16 protein-coding genes are annotated in these 14,638 nt (G+C 68.3%); 7 read left to right on the top strand and 9 right to left on the bottom strand.

The annotated features are described in order from the left end of the window. Positions 1-7 precede the first annotated feature (7 nt). A complete protein-coding gene (locus J7528_RS05300) occupies positions 8-1,390 on the top strand; it encodes a PLP-dependent aminotransferase family protein (protein ID WP_291871900.1) in 1,383 nt (460 codons plus the stop codon). Positions 1,391-1,532: 142 nt separating this feature from the next. Here the strand turns inward: J7528_RS05300 and J7528_RS05295 are convergent, their stop codons facing one another. Genes J7528_RS05295 through J7528_RS05285 form a run of 3 tightly spaced genes read right to left on the bottom strand, consistent with a single transcriptional unit; the run spans position 1,533 to position 2,928 of the window. Next, entirely contained in the window at positions 1,533-1,883 is a 351-nt protein-coding gene (locus tag J7528_RS05295; RefSeq protein ID WP_291871899.1) for a DUF2200 domain-containing protein, read from the bottom strand. Next, entirely contained in the window at positions 1,880-2,530 is a 651-nt protein-coding gene (locus tag J7528_RS05290) for a glutathione S-transferase family protein (RefSeq protein WP_291871898.1), read from the bottom strand. The genes J7528_RS05295 and J7528_RS05290 overlap by 4 nt, the downstream gene beginning before the upstream one ends. Before the next feature lie 23 nt (positions 2,531-2,553). Further along, positions 2,554-2,928, bottom strand: coding sequence for a nuclear transport factor 2 family protein (locus tag J7528_RS05285; protein ID WP_291871897.1), 375 nt, complete (start codon positions 2,926-2,928; stop codon positions 2,554-2,556). Positions 2,929-2,999: 71 nt separating this feature from the next. Here J7528_RS05285 and J7528_RS05280 point away from each other — a divergent pair, with 71 nt between their 5' ends. Continuing rightward, complete coding sequence (locus tag J7528_RS05280; protein ID WP_291871896.1) at positions 3,000-3,431, top strand: MarR family transcriptional regulator; 432 nt, start codon at positions 3,000-3,002, stop codon at positions 3,429-3,431. A gap of 178 nt (positions 3,432-3,609) precedes the next feature. Here the strand turns inward: J7528_RS05280 and J7528_RS05275 are convergent, their stop codons facing one another. The 3 genes from J7528_RS05275 to J7528_RS05265 all read right to left on the bottom strand — a co-directional run bounded on the left by J7528_RS05275 (position 3,610) and on the right by J7528_RS05265 (position 6,091). Beyond that, complete coding sequence (locus tag J7528_RS05275; RefSeq protein ID WP_291871895.1) at positions 3,610-3,957, bottom strand: RidA family protein; 348 nt, start codon at positions 3,955-3,957, stop codon at positions 3,610-3,612. Between the two features lie 13 nt (positions 3,958-3,970). Then, positions 3,971-5,770 carry a cation:proton antiporter gene (locus J7528_RS05270; protein WP_291871894.1) on the bottom strand — a complete coding sequence of 600 codons (1,800 nt, stop codon included), beginning with the start codon at positions 5,768-5,770 and terminating at the stop codon, positions 3,971-3,973. Positions 5,771-5,842: 72 nt separating this feature from the next. Further along, complete coding sequence (locus tag J7528_RS05265) at positions 5,843-6,091, bottom strand: helix-turn-helix transcriptional regulator (RefSeq protein ID WP_291872164.1); 249 nt, start codon at positions 6,089-6,091, stop codon at positions 5,843-5,845. Positions 6,092-6,162: 71 nt separating this feature from the next. Between J7528_RS05265 and ybaL the strand changes: the two genes are divergently transcribed. From ybaL to J7528_RS05250, 3 genes are all read left to right on the top strand, one after another. Beyond that, positions 6,163-7,827, top strand: a complete 1,665-nt coding sequence (ybaL, locus tag J7528_RS05260) for a YbaL family putative K(+) efflux transporter (protein ID WP_291871893.1) — start codon at positions 6,163-6,165, stop codon at positions 7,825-7,827. Positions 7,828-8,025: 198 nt separating this feature from the next. After that, the gene (locus tag J7528_RS05255; RefSeq protein ID WP_291871892.1) at positions 8,026-8,481 is read left to right on the top strand and encodes a MaoC family dehydratase; all 456 of its coding nucleotides are present in this window, start codon (positions 8,026-8,028) and stop codon (positions 8,479-8,481) included. A gap of 65 nt (positions 8,482-8,546) precedes the next feature. Next, complete coding sequence (locus J7528_RS05250) at positions 8,547-10,418, top strand: M61 family metallopeptidase (protein ID WP_291871891.1); 1,872 nt, start codon at positions 8,547-8,549, stop codon at positions 10,416-10,418. 4 nt (positions 10,419-10,422) lie between these two features. On the opposite strand, the gene J7528_RS05245 is transcribed toward J7528_RS05250, so the two are convergent. After that, positions 10,423-11,097, bottom strand: coding sequence for a phosphatase PAP2 family protein (locus J7528_RS05245; protein WP_291871890.1), 675 nt, complete (start codon positions 11,095-11,097; stop codon positions 10,423-10,425). Positions 11,098-11,195: 98 nt separating this feature from the next. On the opposite strand from J7528_RS05245, the gene J7528_RS05240 reads away from it, so the two are divergent. Next, the gene (locus J7528_RS05240; RefSeq protein ID WP_291871889.1) at positions 11,196-11,420 is read left to right on the top strand and encodes a CsbD family protein; all 225 of its coding nucleotides are present in this window, start codon (positions 11,196-11,198) and stop codon (positions 11,418-11,420) included. 6 nt (positions 11,421-11,426) lie between these two features. Here J7528_RS05240 and J7528_RS05235 read toward each other — a convergent pair whose 3' ends face one another. Continuing rightward, the gene (locus J7528_RS05235; protein ID WP_291871888.1) at positions 11,427-12,776 is read right to left on the bottom strand and encodes a HAMP domain-containing sensor histidine kinase; all 1,350 of its coding nucleotides are present in this window, start codon (positions 12,774-12,776) and stop codon (positions 11,427-11,429) included. After that, positions 12,773-13,447 carry a response regulator transcription factor gene (locus J7528_RS05230; RefSeq protein WP_291871887.1) on the bottom strand — a complete coding sequence of 225 codons (675 nt, stop codon included), beginning with the start codon at positions 13,445-13,447 and terminating at the stop codon, positions 12,773-12,775. Before J7528_RS05230 ends, J7528_RS05235 begins: the two co-directional genes overlap by 4 nt. 286 nt (positions 13,448-13,733) lie before the next feature. Here J7528_RS05230 and J7528_RS05225 point away from each other — a divergent pair, with 286 nt between their 5' ends. After that, entirely contained in the window at positions 13,734-14,630 is an 897-nt protein-coding gene (locus J7528_RS05225) for a TIR domain-containing protein (protein ID WP_291871886.1), read from the top strand. Positions 14,631-14,638 lie beyond the last annotated feature (8 nt).

The raw sequence follows: 14,638 nt of genomic DNA, 5'->3' as shown, positions 1-14,638 counted from the left end.
CACTTCGATGGCCAAGGCCGCCAGCCGCACCGACGAGGTGATGCGCGCGATCCGCGCCCGCATCGCCAGCCGCGCCCTGACGCACGGCGAGCGCCTGCCGTCGATCCGCGTCCTGGCCGCGACCCACAAGGTCTCGCCCTCCACCGTGGTCGAGGCCTATGACCGGCTGGCCGCTGAAGGCGTGGTGCGCTCGCGACCGGGCTCGGGCTTCTATGTCTCGGAAGGCGTCGCCACCCCGGCCGTCAACGACCTGGCGCCCCGCGCCGACCGCGCCATCGATCCGCTGTGGGTGTCGCGCCAGTCGCTGGACGCCTCGGTTCAGGCGCTGAAGCCCGGCTGCGGCTGGCTGCCGCCCAACTGGATGCCCGGTGCGATCCTGCGCAAGGCGATGCGGGGCCTGTCGCATGCCGACGACCAGGCGCTGGTCGAATATGGCCATTCGCGCGGCCTGCTGGACCTGCGCCAGCTCTTGGCCCGCCGCGCCGCAGCCGACGGACTGGACGTTGGGCCCGAGCAAGTCCTGCTGACCGCCTCGGGCACCCAGGCCATCGACCTGATCTGCCGCTTCCTGCTCAAGCCCGGCGACGCGGTGCTGGTCGACGATCCCTGCTACTTCAACTTCCAGGCCCTGCTGCGCGCCCACCAGGTGCGGATCGTCAGCGCGCCCTACACGCCCACTGGCCCGGACCTCGCGCGGTTCGCCGAGGTGCTGAGCACGGAGCGGCCGCGCCTCTACATCACCAATTCGGCGATCCACAATCCGACCGGCGCCACCCTGACGGCCCAGACCGCCCACCGGCTGCTGACCGTCGCCTCCGCTCACGGACTGGTCATCGTCGAGGACGACATCTTCGCCGAGTTCGAGCCCGAACCGTCGCCGCGCCTGGCCGCCTTCGATGGGCTGACCAACGTCATCCGCATCGGCAGCTTCTCCAAGACCCTGTCGGCCTCGGTGCGCTGCGGCTACATCGCCGCGCGGCCCGACTGGATCGAGGCCCTGGTCGACCTGCAGGTGGCGACCAATTTCGGCGGGGCCAGCCCGGTCGCGGCCAAGCTGGTCTTCGACAGCCTGATGGACACCGGCTATCGCCGCCATGTCGAAGCCCTGCGCCGGCGACTGTCGGGCGCACGCCGCGACACGACGGTCAAGCTCGCGGCCCTGGGCGTGAAGCCGTGGGTCACGCCGCGCGGCGGCTTCTACCTGTGGGGCCGCCTCCCCGACGGCAAGGACGCCTCGCACCTGGCCCGCGCCGCCCTCGAGCAGGACGTCATCCTGGCCCCCGGCAACGTCTTCAGCGCCGCCCAGACCGCCCCCGACTTCATGCGCTTCAACGTCGCCCAGATGCAGGATCCACGTGTCTATTCGGTGCTGAAAGCGGGGTTGGGTTAGAGTGGATTCCCCCATCACCGATTGTCCCCGCGAAAACGGGGATCCAAGCTGATTTCCAGAATGGGGCGCGACCGAGCGATGACCCGCCGCCTCGGCTTGGGTCCCCGCTTTTGCGGGAACAGTCGGATTTGGGAAAACTGAACTAAGCCGGCGTCCGCAGGATCTTGGCCATCGCCTTGCCCTTGGCCAGTTCGTCGACCAGCTTGTCCAGGTAGCGGATCTCGCGCATCAGCGGCTCTTCCACGTTCTCGACGCGGACGCCGCACACCGTGCCGGTGATCAGCGCCCGCGCCGGGTTCAGGCGGGCCTGGGCGAAGAAGCTCTCGAAGTCGGTCTTGTCGGCGATGTGGGCCTCCAGCTCGGCCTGTGTAAAGCCGGTCAGCCACAGGATGATCTCGTCGACCTCCTCCTTGGTTCGCCCCTTCTTCTCCGCCTTGGCGACGTAGAGCGGATAAACGCTGGCGAAGCTCATGGCGTAGATGCGGTGGCTCATCCGACCGCCTCTCCCAGGGACTGGGCCCAGCCCTTGGTCGCCGCGCAGACGTCCATCGCCCGGGCATAGGCCGGCCGCGCCGTGGTGCGGGCGACATAGGTCTGTTGCGCCTCGCTGAGGTCGTAGCCGCCGGCGCGCTTGGCGAACTGCAGGGCGTAGGTCACCGAGATATCGGCCGCCGTGAACACCTCGCCGGCCATGTAGGGCGCGCGCTCCAGCTGGCGGTTCACCAGGCGCAGGCGGCCTTCAAACATCGTCACGCCCTTGCGGGCGCCCCAATTGTCCTTCTCGTCGTCAGGGGCCAGGATTTGGCTGACCACCCGCATGAACATCGGCACGGCCAGCCCCGCCTCGCCCAGGTGCAGGAACTGCTGATAGGCCGGGAACGCCGGATCCAGCGGACCGGGGGCCAGCGGCGTCGGGCCATGACGGGCCATCAGATACTCCATGATGGCGATCGACTCGACCATGGTGACGTCGCCGTCGCGGATGGCCGGGATGAAGCCGGCCGGGTTGATGGCCATGAACTCCGCATCGTTCTCGACCCCGGCCAGCATGTCCACCGGCCGCAGCCGATAGGGCAGCTCCATCTCCTCCAGCAGCCACGCGACCCGAAAGCCCCGGCCTTCGCCGTAGAGGGTGATCATGCTGGGGCTCTCCTGTGGTTGGCCTACTCTATGTCGCGGATGTCGAAACGCGCCACCTTGCCGTCGCGAAAGGTGAAGGCGTGGCCGACCGTCTTGTCCTTGAGACCATGGGTCTGGCCCTCCAGCGGATTGCCGTCCAGGTCGCGAATGGTCTGGATGACCTCGGCGACCACCGCCCCGTCGTCGGCGCGATGGAAACCGACCGGCGCCACATGCGGGCTGATCACCGACCACTGCCGGGTCCAGTAGTCGCGCACCGCCGCCTGGCCCTGCTCGTGGCCGCCGTCCATGCCGTTGGCCCAGGCGACGTCGTCGGTCAACCAGGCCATCACCCCGTCGATGTCGCGCGCGTTGAAGCTTTCGTACAGACCGTTGAGGACCGCGATTTCGGCGTCCATGGGATCACTCCTTGCCAATTACATATGCACGTATGTATCTAGACATGACGGAATGCAAGGAAAGAGCCGCGATGGATGTTTTGTCGACGCCGGGCCACCTGATCAGCCTGGCCGCGCGCGGTTTCGCCCGGCTCAGCGAGGCGCGGCTCAAGCCCCTGGGCTTTGGCCTTGGCCACGTGCCGGTGCTGGTCGCGCTGCGCGACGGCCAGGCCAGCACCCAGCGCGACCTGGCCCGCTTCGCCAAGGTCGAGCAGCCGCCGATGGCCCAGATGCTGGCCCGCATGGAGCGCGACGGCCTGATCCAGCGCACGCCCGATCCCGCCGACGGCCGCAGCAGCCGCGTCACCCTGACCGACGCCGCCGAGGCGCGGCTGCCGGACGCGGTCGCCACCCTGCTGGCGGGCAATCAGGAAGTGCTGGACGGCTTCTCGGAGGCGGAGACCCAGCAGCTGATCAGCCTGCTGCAGCGCCTGCTGGTCAATCTCGACCGGGTCGCCGGCTAGCGCGGATCGACACTAAGCTAGAAGCTTATCCCCATCACCGACTATCCCCGCGAAAGCGGGGACCCAAGCCGAGTCAGCGGGCTTGAGCTCGGTCTCACATCATCCTGAAAGTCAGCTTGGGTCCCCGCTTTCGCGGGGATGATCGGGTTTGGGTGGTTCAGAGCTGAGTATCGACCGCCTAGCGCGCCGCCACCCCGACGATTTCGACCGCGTAGTCCGGCCGGGCCAGGCGCGACTCCACCGTCGCCCGCGCCGGCGGGTTGTCGGTATCAACCCAGGCGTCCCAGGCGCGGTTCATCTCGTCGAAGCCGGCGATGTCGGCCAGGTAGATGGTGACGCTGACCAGCGCGGCCTTGGTCACCCCGGCCTGGGCCAGGGTGTCGTCGATCTGGGCCAGCACTTCCTGCGTCTGAACGAAGACCGACTGCCCGCGCGTCTCCTCGGCCACATGGCCGGCCAGGAACACCAGGCCATGGGCGGCGACCGCGTCGCTCCAACGTTGGGCCTTGCCGATACGTTCGATCATGGGGAACTCCTAACTACCGCAGCGTCGCGTCGCGCAACCGCCGGCGCCGTCCACCCAGCGCATCCGGACGGTTCAGCACCTTGCGGTACTCGTCGCGGCGCTCGTGGATCGAGGCGATGACCAGTCCCATCGGCACGCCGATGTCGACCAGCACCGCTTCCGAGAGCTGGAGGGAGGCCTCAATGGTCTCGGGCACCGCGTCGGTGGCGCCCAGTTCGTACAGGCGGGCGGCGTGGCGGGCGTCGCGGGCGCGGACCACGATCGGTACGTCGGGACGCTCGCCGCGGGCGGCGGCGACCACGGCCTCGGCGACCTCGAAGGCGTCCATGGTCACGACCACTGCCTTGGCCGTGGCCAGGCCGCAGCGCTCCAGCAGCTCGATGCGCGAGGCGTCGCCGTAATAGATGCGGGCGCCGTCGCGCCGGCCCTGCTCGACCAGGCGGGCGTCGCGCTCGACGGCGATCCACGACAGCTCGTGGCGGCCCAGCATGTCGCCGACCAGCTTGCCGACGCGGCCATAGCCGATGACCAGCACCTGGCCGGCCGGCTCGGGGCCCACGCGGTCGGGCTCGAGCTCGGTAGAGGGCGGGGCCTCGCTGACCGGCAGCGGCGCGCTCTTGCGGCCCAGATACCCGCCCAGCGCCGCCAAGCCGGGGATCAGGAACATGGTCAGGGTGGCCGAGACCAGCACCGCCTGGCCGATGGCGGGCGAGACGACCTGGGCGCTCATGGCGTTGTCCAGCAAGACGAAGGCGAACTCGCCGCCGGCCGCCAGGATCAGGGCCGCCTCGATCGCCGCGCGCTTGTTCAGGCCCATGAGGAGGCCGCTGCCGAACACCACGCTGGTCTTCAGCAACAGCAGGCCCACGGCCGTGGCCAGGATCGCGCCCGGCTGGGCGGCCAGCAAGGACAGGTCCAGACGGATGCCCAGCGACACGAAGAACAGGCTCAGCAGCAGCCCCTTGAACGGCTCGATCTTGACCTCGACCTCGTGGCGATACTCGGTCTCGGCCAGCAGCACGCCGGCCACGAAGGCGCCCAGCGCCATCGACAGGCCCGACAGGGCGGCGACCATGCCCGCGCCGATGATCACCAGCAGGCAGGCGGCCATGAACATCTCTTCGCTCTTGGCCTTGGCGACGGACTTCAGCATCGGCCGCAGGGCCAGGCGCCCGACCAGGACGATGGCGGCCAGGCCGATGGCGGCGGGCGCCAGGGCCAGCAGGTCCTTCAGCTGGAAGGCGCCATTGCCGCGGCCCAGTATGGCCAGGGTGATCAGGATCGGGGCGACCGCCAGATCCTGAAACAGCAGCACCGAGAAGGTGGCGCGGCCGGCTTCCGAGTGCAGGCGGCGACGCTCGGCCAGCACCGGCACGGCGATGGCGGTCGAGGACAGGGTCAGGGCCGCGCCCAGGGTCAGGGCCGCCACCGGGTTCTGGCCTAGCGCCATGGCCCCGGCGCCCAGGGCCAGCGAGCAGCCGATCACCTGGATCGCGCCCAGGCCGAACACCCATTTGCGCATCAGGCGCAGGCGCTCCCACGACAGCTCCAGCCCGATCATGAACAGCAGGAACACCACCCCGAACTCGGCCAGCTGGGCGATTTCGTCGGGGTTGTCGACGGTGAAGTAATCGAGCCAGGGCGCGACGTGGATGAAGCGACCTAGACCAAAGGGTCCGAGGATCACCCCGGCCAGCAGGTAGCCCAGGATGGGATTGATCTTCAGGCGCTTGAAGATCGGCGCGACGATGCCGGCGGTCGCCAGGAACAGGACCAGGTCCTTGTAGCTCTCTGGTGAAACCTCGTGCGCCACTGCCCCTCTCTTTCGTTTGTCGCGCGTCCGGGCGGCGAACCGCCCACACTTCGCCTGACGCGCTCGGCGTCCTTAAACCGGTCGCTTCAGCCGCACGCCCGGTCCAGCCTCGTCCGCCACGATCAAGGACACCCCGCCAGCCTCGATCGCGTCGATCAGGAGGCGTTCGGTGCTATGGTGCAAGGCGTGGCGCTCGGTCTCGAAGTCCTTGACCGTGCTGCGCGACACGCCCGCCTTGTCGGCGAGCTCTCCCTGGGACCAATTGATTAGTCCCCGGGCGGCCCGGCACTGGGCCGGAAGGAGAATTTTTGCGTGCGGCATCTGGCGTACCTGGGTTTTATCACCCATATTGGTTGAGTACGCCCGAAAAAGCTGATCGTCAAGGAGAGCCTTTGCACCACACCTCGCTGATCGCCACCATCGTCGCGGGCCTGGGTTTGGCCTTCGTCTTCGGCGCCATCGCCAACCGGCTGAAGCTGCCGGTTCTAGTTGGCTACCTGCTGGCGGGCGTGCTCGTCGGGCCGTTCACGCCCGGCTATGTCGCCGACCAGGAACTGGCCCCGCAGCTGGCCGAGATCGGCGTGATCCTGCTGATGTTCGGGGTCGGCCTGCACTTCTCGCTGAAGGACCTTATGGCGGTGAAGAACATCGCCATCCCCGGCGCGGTCGTGCAGATCGGGGCGGCGACGGTGATGGGCCTCGGCCTGGCCGTGGCGCTGGGCTGGAGCGTCGGCGCCGGCGTGGTGTTCGGCCTGGCGCTGTCGGTCGCCTCGACCGTGGTGCTGCTGCGCGCCTTGCAAGAGCGGCGGCTGATCGAGACCGGGCGCGGCAAGATCGCGGTCGGCTGGCTGATCGTCGAGGACCTGGCCATGGTGCTGGCCCTGGTGCTGCTGCCGGCGCTGTCGGGCGTGCTGGGCGGAGAGGCCCCCGCGCATCAGACCGGCGGTGTCGGCATGGCCTTCGCCATGACCATCGGCAAGGTCGTGGCCTTCGTGGCCTTCATGCTGATCGTCGGCCGCCGGGTGATCCCCTGGATCCTGCACCGCATCGCCCACACCGGCTCGCGCGAGCTGTTCCGCCTGGCCGTGCTGGCCATCGCGCTGGGCGTCGCGTTCGGCTCGGCGGCCCTGTTTGGCGTGTCGTTCGCCCTGGGGGCCTTCTTCGCCGGCATGATCATGGCCGAGAGCGAGCTCAGCCAACAGGCCGCCAACGAGACCCTGCCGCTGCGCGACGCCTTCGCCGTGCTGTTCTTCGTCTCGATCGGCATGCTGTTCGACCCGATGGTGCTGATCCGCGAGCCCGTCGCCGTGCTGGCGACCCTGGCCATTATCGTCATCGGCAAGTCGCTGGCCGCCCTGGTCATCGTCCTGGCCTTCCGCCGCCCGATGAGCACGGCCCTGACCATCTCGGTCAGCCTGGCCCAGATCGGCGAGTTCTCGTTCATCCTGGCCGGCCTGGGCGTGTCGCTGAAGCTGCTGCCCGACGACGGCCGCGACCTCGTCCTGGCCGGCGCCATCCTATCGATCCTGGTCAATCCGCTGCTGTTCGCCTGGCTGGACCGCCTGCTGCCCAAGATGATCGCCAAGGAACGCGAGGCCTCGGGCGAGCCGCCGATCCCGGCCGCCGCCAAGCCGCACGCCCTGCTGATCGGCTATGGCCGCGTCGGCAAGGCCGTCGCCGAGGGCCTGAAAGGCAAGACCCCACTGGTGGTGATCGAGGACGACGCCGAGCGCGCGGAAGACCTGCGCAAGGCCGGCTTCGAGACGGTCGGCGGCAATGCGGTCAAGCCCGAGGTACTGCTGAAGGCCGGCCTGGACAAGGCCACCCACCTGTTCGTCGCCGTGCCCAACCCGTTCGAGGCCGCCCGCATCATCGAGCAGGCCCGCGTGGCCAATCCGCAGTGCGAGATCATCGCCCGCGCCTATACCGACGCCGACGTCGCCCTGCTCAAGCAGACCGGCGCCACCCACGCCCTGATCGGCGAGGAGGAGATCGCCAAGGGCATGCTGGCGCGCGCGCCGAAGAAGAAGCCGGCAGCGAGCGCGGGGCATCATTGATCCAAACCCGCCTCCCCGGCGAAAGCCGGGGCCCAGATCGAGCCCTGAGCGCCGGACCCGTTGACAGGGCACCTCTCGGATCATGCCCAGCCGCTCAGGCTGAATCTGGGTCCCGGCTTTCGCCGGGAAAACGGTATTGGGAGGGGGCAAATGCCGATTTTACTGGCCACCGCCTTCCGTGAGCGGTAACCGCCGGACATGATCGAACGTCACCCCTCCGGCGGCTACATCCTGGAAGAACTGTCCGTCGGGATGGTCGCCGAGAAACAGGTCACCGTCACCGAAGAGCGCATCGGCCTGTTCGCCGAGGCCTCGGACGACTTCAACCCCGTCCACATGGATGAGGCCTTCGCCAGCAAAACGGCCTATCGCGGGCGCATCGCCCACGGCCTGCTGTCGGCCTCGTTCGGCTCGGCGGTCGTCGGCACCATCCTGCCCGGCGCCGGCTCGATCTACCTCAGCCAGACCCTGGCCTTCCACAAGCCGGTGCGGATCGGCGACGTGGTCACCGCCCGTGTCACCGTCGCGGCCATCGATCCGGAAAGCGCCCGCGTCACCCTGCGCTGCGAAGGCCTGGTTGGTGAAGAACCGATCATGGATGGCGAAGCCGTGGTCCGCGTGCCCCGCCGCCGCAAGCCCGCCAGCCGAGGCTAACCGCCCCGCCTTGCGGCGACGCGCGGGCTTGGCCATGGTGCGCCCTTCGTTTTTCGGGGGAGCGCATGCGTAAAGTTCTGTTCGGCCTGTCGGGCCTGGCCCTGCTGGCCACCACCGCCCACGCGGCCGCCGATCCCGGCGCCAACGCCCCCGTCCAGTACGAGGTCTCGTTCGAGAACGCCGCCCACCACGAGGCCCAGGTCGTCGCCACCTATCGCGGCGCGCCGAAGGGCCCGCTGCGGCTGAACATGTCGCGCTCGTCGCCCGGCCGCTACGCGATCCACGAGTTCGCCAAGAACGTCTACAAGGTCAGCGCCGTCGACGGGGCCGGCAAGCCGCTGGCCGTCGAGCGCACCGATCCCTACGGCTGGGCCGTCAGCGGCCACGACGGCACGGTGAAGGTCACCTACACGCTGTACGCCGACCGCGGCGACGGCACCTATTCCCAGGTCGACGCCACCCACGCGCACCTGAACATGCCCGCCACCTTCCTGTGGGCCGACGGTTATGACGACAAGCCGATCCGCGTGGCCTTCAAGCGCGCCGATCCCAGCTGGCGGGTCGCCACCCAGCTACCCGTCGTCGCCGGCGCGGCCGACACGTACTGGGCCCCGAACCTGCAGTACTTCATGGACAGCCCGACCGAGATCAGCGCCTTCACCCTGCGCGAGTGGAAGGTCACCGACCAGGGCCGCGACTACACCTTCCGCCTGGCGCTGCATAACCCCGGCACGGACGAGGACGCCGACAAGTTCGTCGCCAAACTCAAAGCGATCGTGCCCGAGCACATCAAGGTGTTCGGCGAGCTGCCCAAGTTCGACCACGGGACCTACACCTTCATCGCCGACTATATGCCGCAGATCACCGGCGACGGCATGGAGCACCGCAACTCCACCTTCATCAGCCAGCCGCGCTCGCTGTTCCGCGCCAACTTCGCCCAGCTGGGCACGGCCAGCCACGAGTTCTTCCACGCCTGGAACGTCGAGCGCATCCGCCCCGCCGAGCTGGAGCCGTTCGACTTCACCAAGGCCAACCCGACCCCGTCGCTGTGGCTGGCCGAAGGCTTCACCCAGTACTACGGCCCGCTCTTGATCCGCCGCGCCGGCCAGTCGACCACCGACGAGTACCTGGCTGCGCTGTCGGGCACACTGAACGGCGTCGTCACCGGTCCCGGCCGCCTGTACGGCTCGCCGCAGGAAATGAGCCTGCGCGCGCCGTTCGTCGACGCCGCCGCCGCGCTGGACCCAACCAATCCGAACATCTTCACCTCGTACTATCCGTACGGCGCGATCATCGGCCTGGCTCTGGACCTACAGCTGCGTGGGCGCCCCCAAGAAGCAGGAAAGCAGCCGCTCAGCCTGGACGACTTCATGAAGCGCATGTGGAAGACCCACGGCGCGCCGGAGAAACCCTACAAGCCGGCCGATATCCGCGCCGCCCTGGCCCAGACCACGAACGACACGAAGTTCGCCGACACCTTCTTCAAGGCCAGCATCGAAGGCTCGGCCCTGCCCGACTTCGCCCCGCTGCTGGAGCAGGCCGGCCTGAAGCTGCGTCCGAAGGCGCCCAAGAAGGCCTGGCTGGGCGCCTCGCGCATCCGCGCCAACGGCGCCGAGCTGATCCTGGACGCCCCGCCGGTCCCGGGCAGCCCGCTCTACGCCGCCGGCCTGGAGGTCGGCGACCGCATCGTCAGCATCGGCCGCTTCGAGTTCGCCAATGAGGCCGACTGGACCGACGCTCTTGACCGCCTCAAGCCCGACGACGCCACGACCATCAAGTTCGTCCAGCGCGGTCAGATGCGCGAGGCCCCGCTGAAGGTCGCCGCCGACCCGACGCTGGAAGTCGTGCGCTTCGAGAAGGCCAACCTGAAGCCCACCGACGCGCAGCTGGCCTTCCGCAAGGCGTGGCTGGGCTCGGAGCCCGAAGCGTCGAAATAGGGATCTAGTCCCGGCGGTGGCCTAGCAGCCAGCAGGTCGCCGCCCAGGCCGATCCGGCCGCCCATCCGCCCAGCACGTCATTGGCCCAATGGACGCCAAGATAGACGCGACTGAAGCCGACGGCCGCCGCGCCCGCCGCACCGCACGCCAGGGCGTAGGCGCGCATCGCCGAACCTTTCGCGCCCTCCGCCACCACAAAGGCCAGCGACAGGAAGGTCGCCGCCGACAGCAGGGCGTGACCGCTGGGGAAGCTCTCGTTCACGGCCTCGGCGGCGCGGTACTCGGCCGGCGGGCGTCCGCGCTTGAAAAGGTTCTTGAGCCCCTCGCTCAGGGCCAGGGCCCCGGCGAACGACGCCGTCAGCACCAGCGCCTCGCGCCGCTTGCCGGCGATCAAGAGGCCGCCCGAAACCACGCCCGTCGCGCCAGCGAGCACGGTAACGCCGGCCACGGCGGTCAGCTCGGTCAGGCCATCCTTGACCCATTCGGGTCCGACCGGCTGGGCCGGATCGCCGCCGCGCCGCAACCCCTTGAGGATTTTCCAGTCGGACGCCTGGCCGTCGGGCTCGTCCTGGTCGTCGGCGACGTCCTGGAACACGGCCAGGGCCACGCCCAGGCCCAGCAGCGCCGCCAGGGCAAAGCTTTCGGTGCGAGGGTTCAATAGCTGATGCGTCTTGTGCATTCGGCGTCAATTCGGCGCGGCCCAGGTCGTTCCACACGATCACATCAGGGATCGTCAGCGGCCCCGCTTGCGTTGTGAAGGTTCAACCGGAGCCCAACATGACTCGTCTTCTTCTCCCCCTGACCCTGATCGCCGCCCTGTCGGGCCTGGCCGCCTGCGACAAGGAAGCCGGCCGCAAGCAGGAGACCGTCGGCAAGGTCGAGTCCGGCGTCGGCAAGGTCATCGGCGACGACGACCTCAAGGCCGAGGGCAAGAAGGACAAGGTCGCCGGCAACGTGAAGCAGGGCGACCTGAAGGACGCCGTCAAGGACGCCAAGAAGTAGGTTCGCCTACCCCTGGCCCAGCGTCAGGCGGAAGGTCGCGCCGCCACCTGGCGTGTCCTCCACGAAGGCCCGGCCGCCATGCAGCACGGCCGCCTGCTTGACGATCGCCAAGCCCAGACCCGCGCCGGGATGGTCGTCATTGCGCCGCCAGAACGGGTCGAAGACCAGCTCGCGCTCGTGCGGCGGCACGCCCGGCCCGTGGTCGACGACACGCAGCTCGTCGGCGTCGGGCACTCGCACCTCCACCGCCCCGCCGACCGGCTCGGCCCGGATGGCGTTGTTCACGAGGTTGGTCAGCGCGCCCTCGACTACGCGCCGGCTGCCGCGCACCATGCGCCGCTCGACGTCGGGGACCAAAGCCAGATCGCGGCCCCCCGCCAGGGCCAGCGGCGTGCAGTCGGCGACCACATCGCGGGCCAGGGCCACCAGGTCGAAGGTCTCGTCGCGCGGGGCGTCGGCGATCTCCAGCCGCGCCACCAAGAGCAGCTGGTCGACCAGGGTCCGCATCCGCTCCAGGTCGCGACGCATGGCCAGCTGGTCGTCGGAGACCGGCTGGCTGTCGATGCGGGCGGCCAGTACGGCCAGCGGCGTGCGCAGCTCGTGGGCGGCTTCGGCGGCGATGCGCTGCTGGCGGCGCACGCCGTGGTCCAGACGGTCCAGCGCCGCATTGATGGCCCCGATCAGCCCGGCCAGCTCGCTGGGCACGCCCTCGCCCACCGGCAGGCGCAGGTCGCGGCGGCGGATGTCGATGCGGGCGGCCTCGCGCCCAGCCTGCTGCAGGGGCGCCAGCGCCCGGCCGATGACGAACGGCGTCACCACCGCCGCGCCCAGCATCACCAGGATCATCACCCGCACCAGATAGGCGCCCATATAGAGGCCCAGCGCCGGCAGGTCGGCCAGCCGCAGCCGATTGCCGACCCCGACCACCACGATGTCGCCGAACGGCCCGCCGCGCATCGTCGCCGTCGCGGTCTGGCCGGCCAGCGGCCCCTGGCTGAAGACGAAGGTGGCGCTGATGAAGGCCGGCGCGCCCTGGCGGCGCAGGGCCTGCTCCAGCACCGGCGACGAGCCCGGCAGGATCCGCGCGCCGTGCAAGGCCGCGACCTCGACGTCCGGCCGCTCGGCGCGGAAGGCCTTCAGCGCCGGCGTCTCGCCCAGCACCAGCTGGCCGTCGGGCTCGCGCCGGATCGCCGCCATGACCACCTCCTCCAGGTGCATCTGGGCGAAGGCGTATTCGTCGCCGGGCTGGCGCCAGAGGAACAACGTGACGGCCATGGCCAGCACCGAGACCAGCGACTGGACCGCCACAAACCAGACGATCAGCCGCGCGGCCAAGGAGGACGAGAGGCGCCTCATAGGGCCTTCAGCATGTAGCCGACATTGCGCACCGGGTGGATCATCACCCCGGCCCCGCCCTCGTTCAGGCGGCGGCGCAGGCGCGAGACGTGGGCGTCCAGCGCCTTGGGCTGCACCTCGTCGTCCAGGCCGTAGACAGCGTCCAGCAGGGCGTCGCGCTGCACCACCCGCCCGACCCGCCGGGCCAGGGCCTCCAGCACCAAGAGCTCGCGCCGCCCCAAGGTCAGGGGTGTCTCGTCGATGCTGGCCTCGCGGGTCTGCAGGTCGAAGGACAATCGTCCGCACACCACCGGCGCGGCGGCCTCGCCGCCGGGCCGCCGCAGCGCCGCGCGGATGCGGGCCATCAGCTCGTCGGTGAAGAAGGGCTTGGTCAGATAGTCGTCGGCCCCGGCGTCCAGGCCCCGCACCTTGTCGTCCAGCCGGTCCTGGGCCGTCAGCAGGATCACCGGCGCGCCCGGCTGGGTCGCCCGGACGTCGGGCAGCAGCGACAGCCCCTCGCCGTCGGGCAATCCCCGATCCAGCAGCACCAGCGAGAACCGCGCCGTCCTCAGGACCTCCCGCGCCAGGTCGATCGACCCGGCCACATCCACCAGCAGCCCCGCCCGCGCCAGATTACTGGCCACCAGCCGGGCCATCTCCGGCTCGTCCTCGATCAGAAGTATGCGCGTCATGTCCAGCCCGGTGTCCTGGGTCCAGTGCTAGCTTCACAAGGTTGCGCAGAGGCGCCGACAACCTCAAGGGCCCGAGGCAAGACCAGGTTGCCAACAAAGAAAGCTGACGGGCGCCGCGCAGATATGAGATGTGGGAGGCGTGCCGCATAGAAACCGCGAGACTGGAATTCGTGCTCACTGGATTCTGTGCTTGGACGTCCACCCAAGCGATGTTTAAGGCTAGGCGAGCACACCTGAAGGCGATTAGATACGTGCCGACACTTCCAAGGCGAATGAGGAGGACGGCGTGCAACGACGTGTGCTTCTTCACATCGAAGACGACGCCTACCTTTTGGACTGCCTCGTTGACTATGTGGGGGCCGATCACTTTGAAGTCATCAAAGCCGACACCCATGAGAGTGCATACGCGATCATAGAAGAACACACGCACATCGACTGCGCTCTAATCGACATGATGCTTCCTCTGAACCAACAGAACAAAACGACGCAGGAGGCCCATGTTCATGAATATGGCTCCTACTTGGCGAGATGCCTCAAGCGCCGGTTCCCTGAAGCCTATGTTATCGGGTCATCGAAACGTAGCGAGCTCTCCAGCGCAGACCTTGTTTCAATCGACAACTTCCTAATCAAGAAAGATAGCTCCCGGTACCTTCGTACCGTGAGCCACTACATGAGGCGACGGTTTGCACTCAATCGGGCCTTCCCTCTGAGCTGCTTCATCGTCCACGGACACGACCATGCAATGGTCGCAGAACTCGACAAATGGCTGAGATTGAACACCAAGTTCGAGCATCGCATTGTTCTTGCAAATGAGCGCGGCGCTGGACTGTCCCTGATCGAAAAATTCGAGCGATCGGCCGCCCATTGCGATGCCGTCTTCGTGCTCCTTACGCGCGACGACCGCGCCATTAGTAGGCAGCAGCTGGAGGGAATTCAGAAAGACGCTTCAGACCAGAGCGTACGAAGCGAACCAGATCTGCATTTCAGATCCAGGCAGAATGTCATCTTCGAAGCCGGATATTTTCTGGGCAAGTTCGGGCGAGAGCAGGGGCGGGTCGTGCTTCTCTATGAAGGCGATCTGGAACTTCCAAGTGACTTGTCGGGAATGCTCTACGTCGACATCTCGAAGGGCATTCAAGACGCGCATGACGACCTAAGGCGCGAACTCTCGGACTTCACGTGACACCACGA

It is taken from the genome of Caulobacter sp. (genome assembly GCF_017744445.1).
In the GTDB taxonomy this organism is placed as follows: Bacteria; Pseudomonadota; Alphaproteobacteria; order Caulobacterales; family Caulobacteraceae; genus Caulobacter.
The sequence above is the reverse complement of the archived record's forward strand: the minus strand, read 5'-3'. Positions and strand labels throughout refer to the sequence as shown.

What these genes read in the sequence shown, in the direction of transcription:
- J7528_RS05300 (WP_291871900.1), top strand. Translation starts at nt 8, where the DNA reads ATGGCCAAGGCCGCCAGCCGCACCGACGAGGTGATGCGCGCGATCCGC.
- J7528_RS05295 (WP_291871899.1), bottom strand. Translation starts at nt 1,883, where the DNA reads ATGAGCCACCGCATCTACGCCATGAGCTTCGCCAGCGTTTATCCGCTC.
- J7528_RS05290 (WP_291871898.1), bottom strand. Translation starts at nt 2,530, where the DNA reads ATGATCACCCTCTACGGCGAAGGCCGGGGCTTTCGGGTCGCGTGGCTG.
- J7528_RS05285 (WP_291871897.1), bottom strand. Translation starts at nt 2,928, where the DNA reads ATGGACGCCGAAATCGCGGTCCTCAACGGTCTGTACGAAAGCTTCAAC.
- J7528_RS05280 (WP_291871896.1), top strand. Translation starts at nt 3,000, where the DNA reads ATGGATGTTTTGTCGACGCCGGGCCACCTGATCAGCCTGGCCGCGCGC.
- J7528_RS05275 (WP_291871895.1), bottom strand. Translation starts at nt 3,957, where the DNA reads ATGATCGAACGTATCGGCAAGGCCCAACGTTGGAGCGACGCGGTCGCC.
- J7528_RS05265 (WP_291872164.1), bottom strand. Translation starts at nt 6,091, where the DNA reads ATGCCGCACGCAAAAATTCTCCTTCCGGCCCAGTGCCGGGCCGCCCGG.
- J7528_RS05255 (WP_291871892.1), top strand. Translation starts at nt 8,026, where the DNA reads ATGATCGAACGTCACCCCTCCGGCGGCTACATCCTGGAAGAACTGTCC.
- J7528_RS05250 (WP_291871891.1), top strand. Translation starts at nt 8,547, where the DNA reads ATGCGTAAAGTTCTGTTCGGCCTGTCGGGCCTGGCCCTGCTGGCCACC.
- J7528_RS05245 (WP_291871890.1), bottom strand. Translation starts at nt 11,097, where the DNA reads ATGCACAAGACGCATCAGCTATTGAACCCTCGCACCGAAAGCTTTGCC.
- J7528_RS05240 (WP_291871889.1), top strand. Translation starts at nt 11,196, where the DNA reads ATGACTCGTCTTCTTCTCCCCCTGACCCTGATCGCCGCCCTGTCGGGC.
- J7528_RS05235 (WP_291871888.1), bottom strand. Translation starts at nt 12,776, where the DNA reads ATGAGGCGCCTCTCGTCCTCCTTGGCCGCGCGGCTGATCGTCTGGTTT.
- J7528_RS05230 (WP_291871887.1), bottom strand. Translation starts at nt 13,447, where the DNA reads ATGACGCGCATACTTCTGATCGAGGACGAGCCGGAGATGGCCCGGCTG.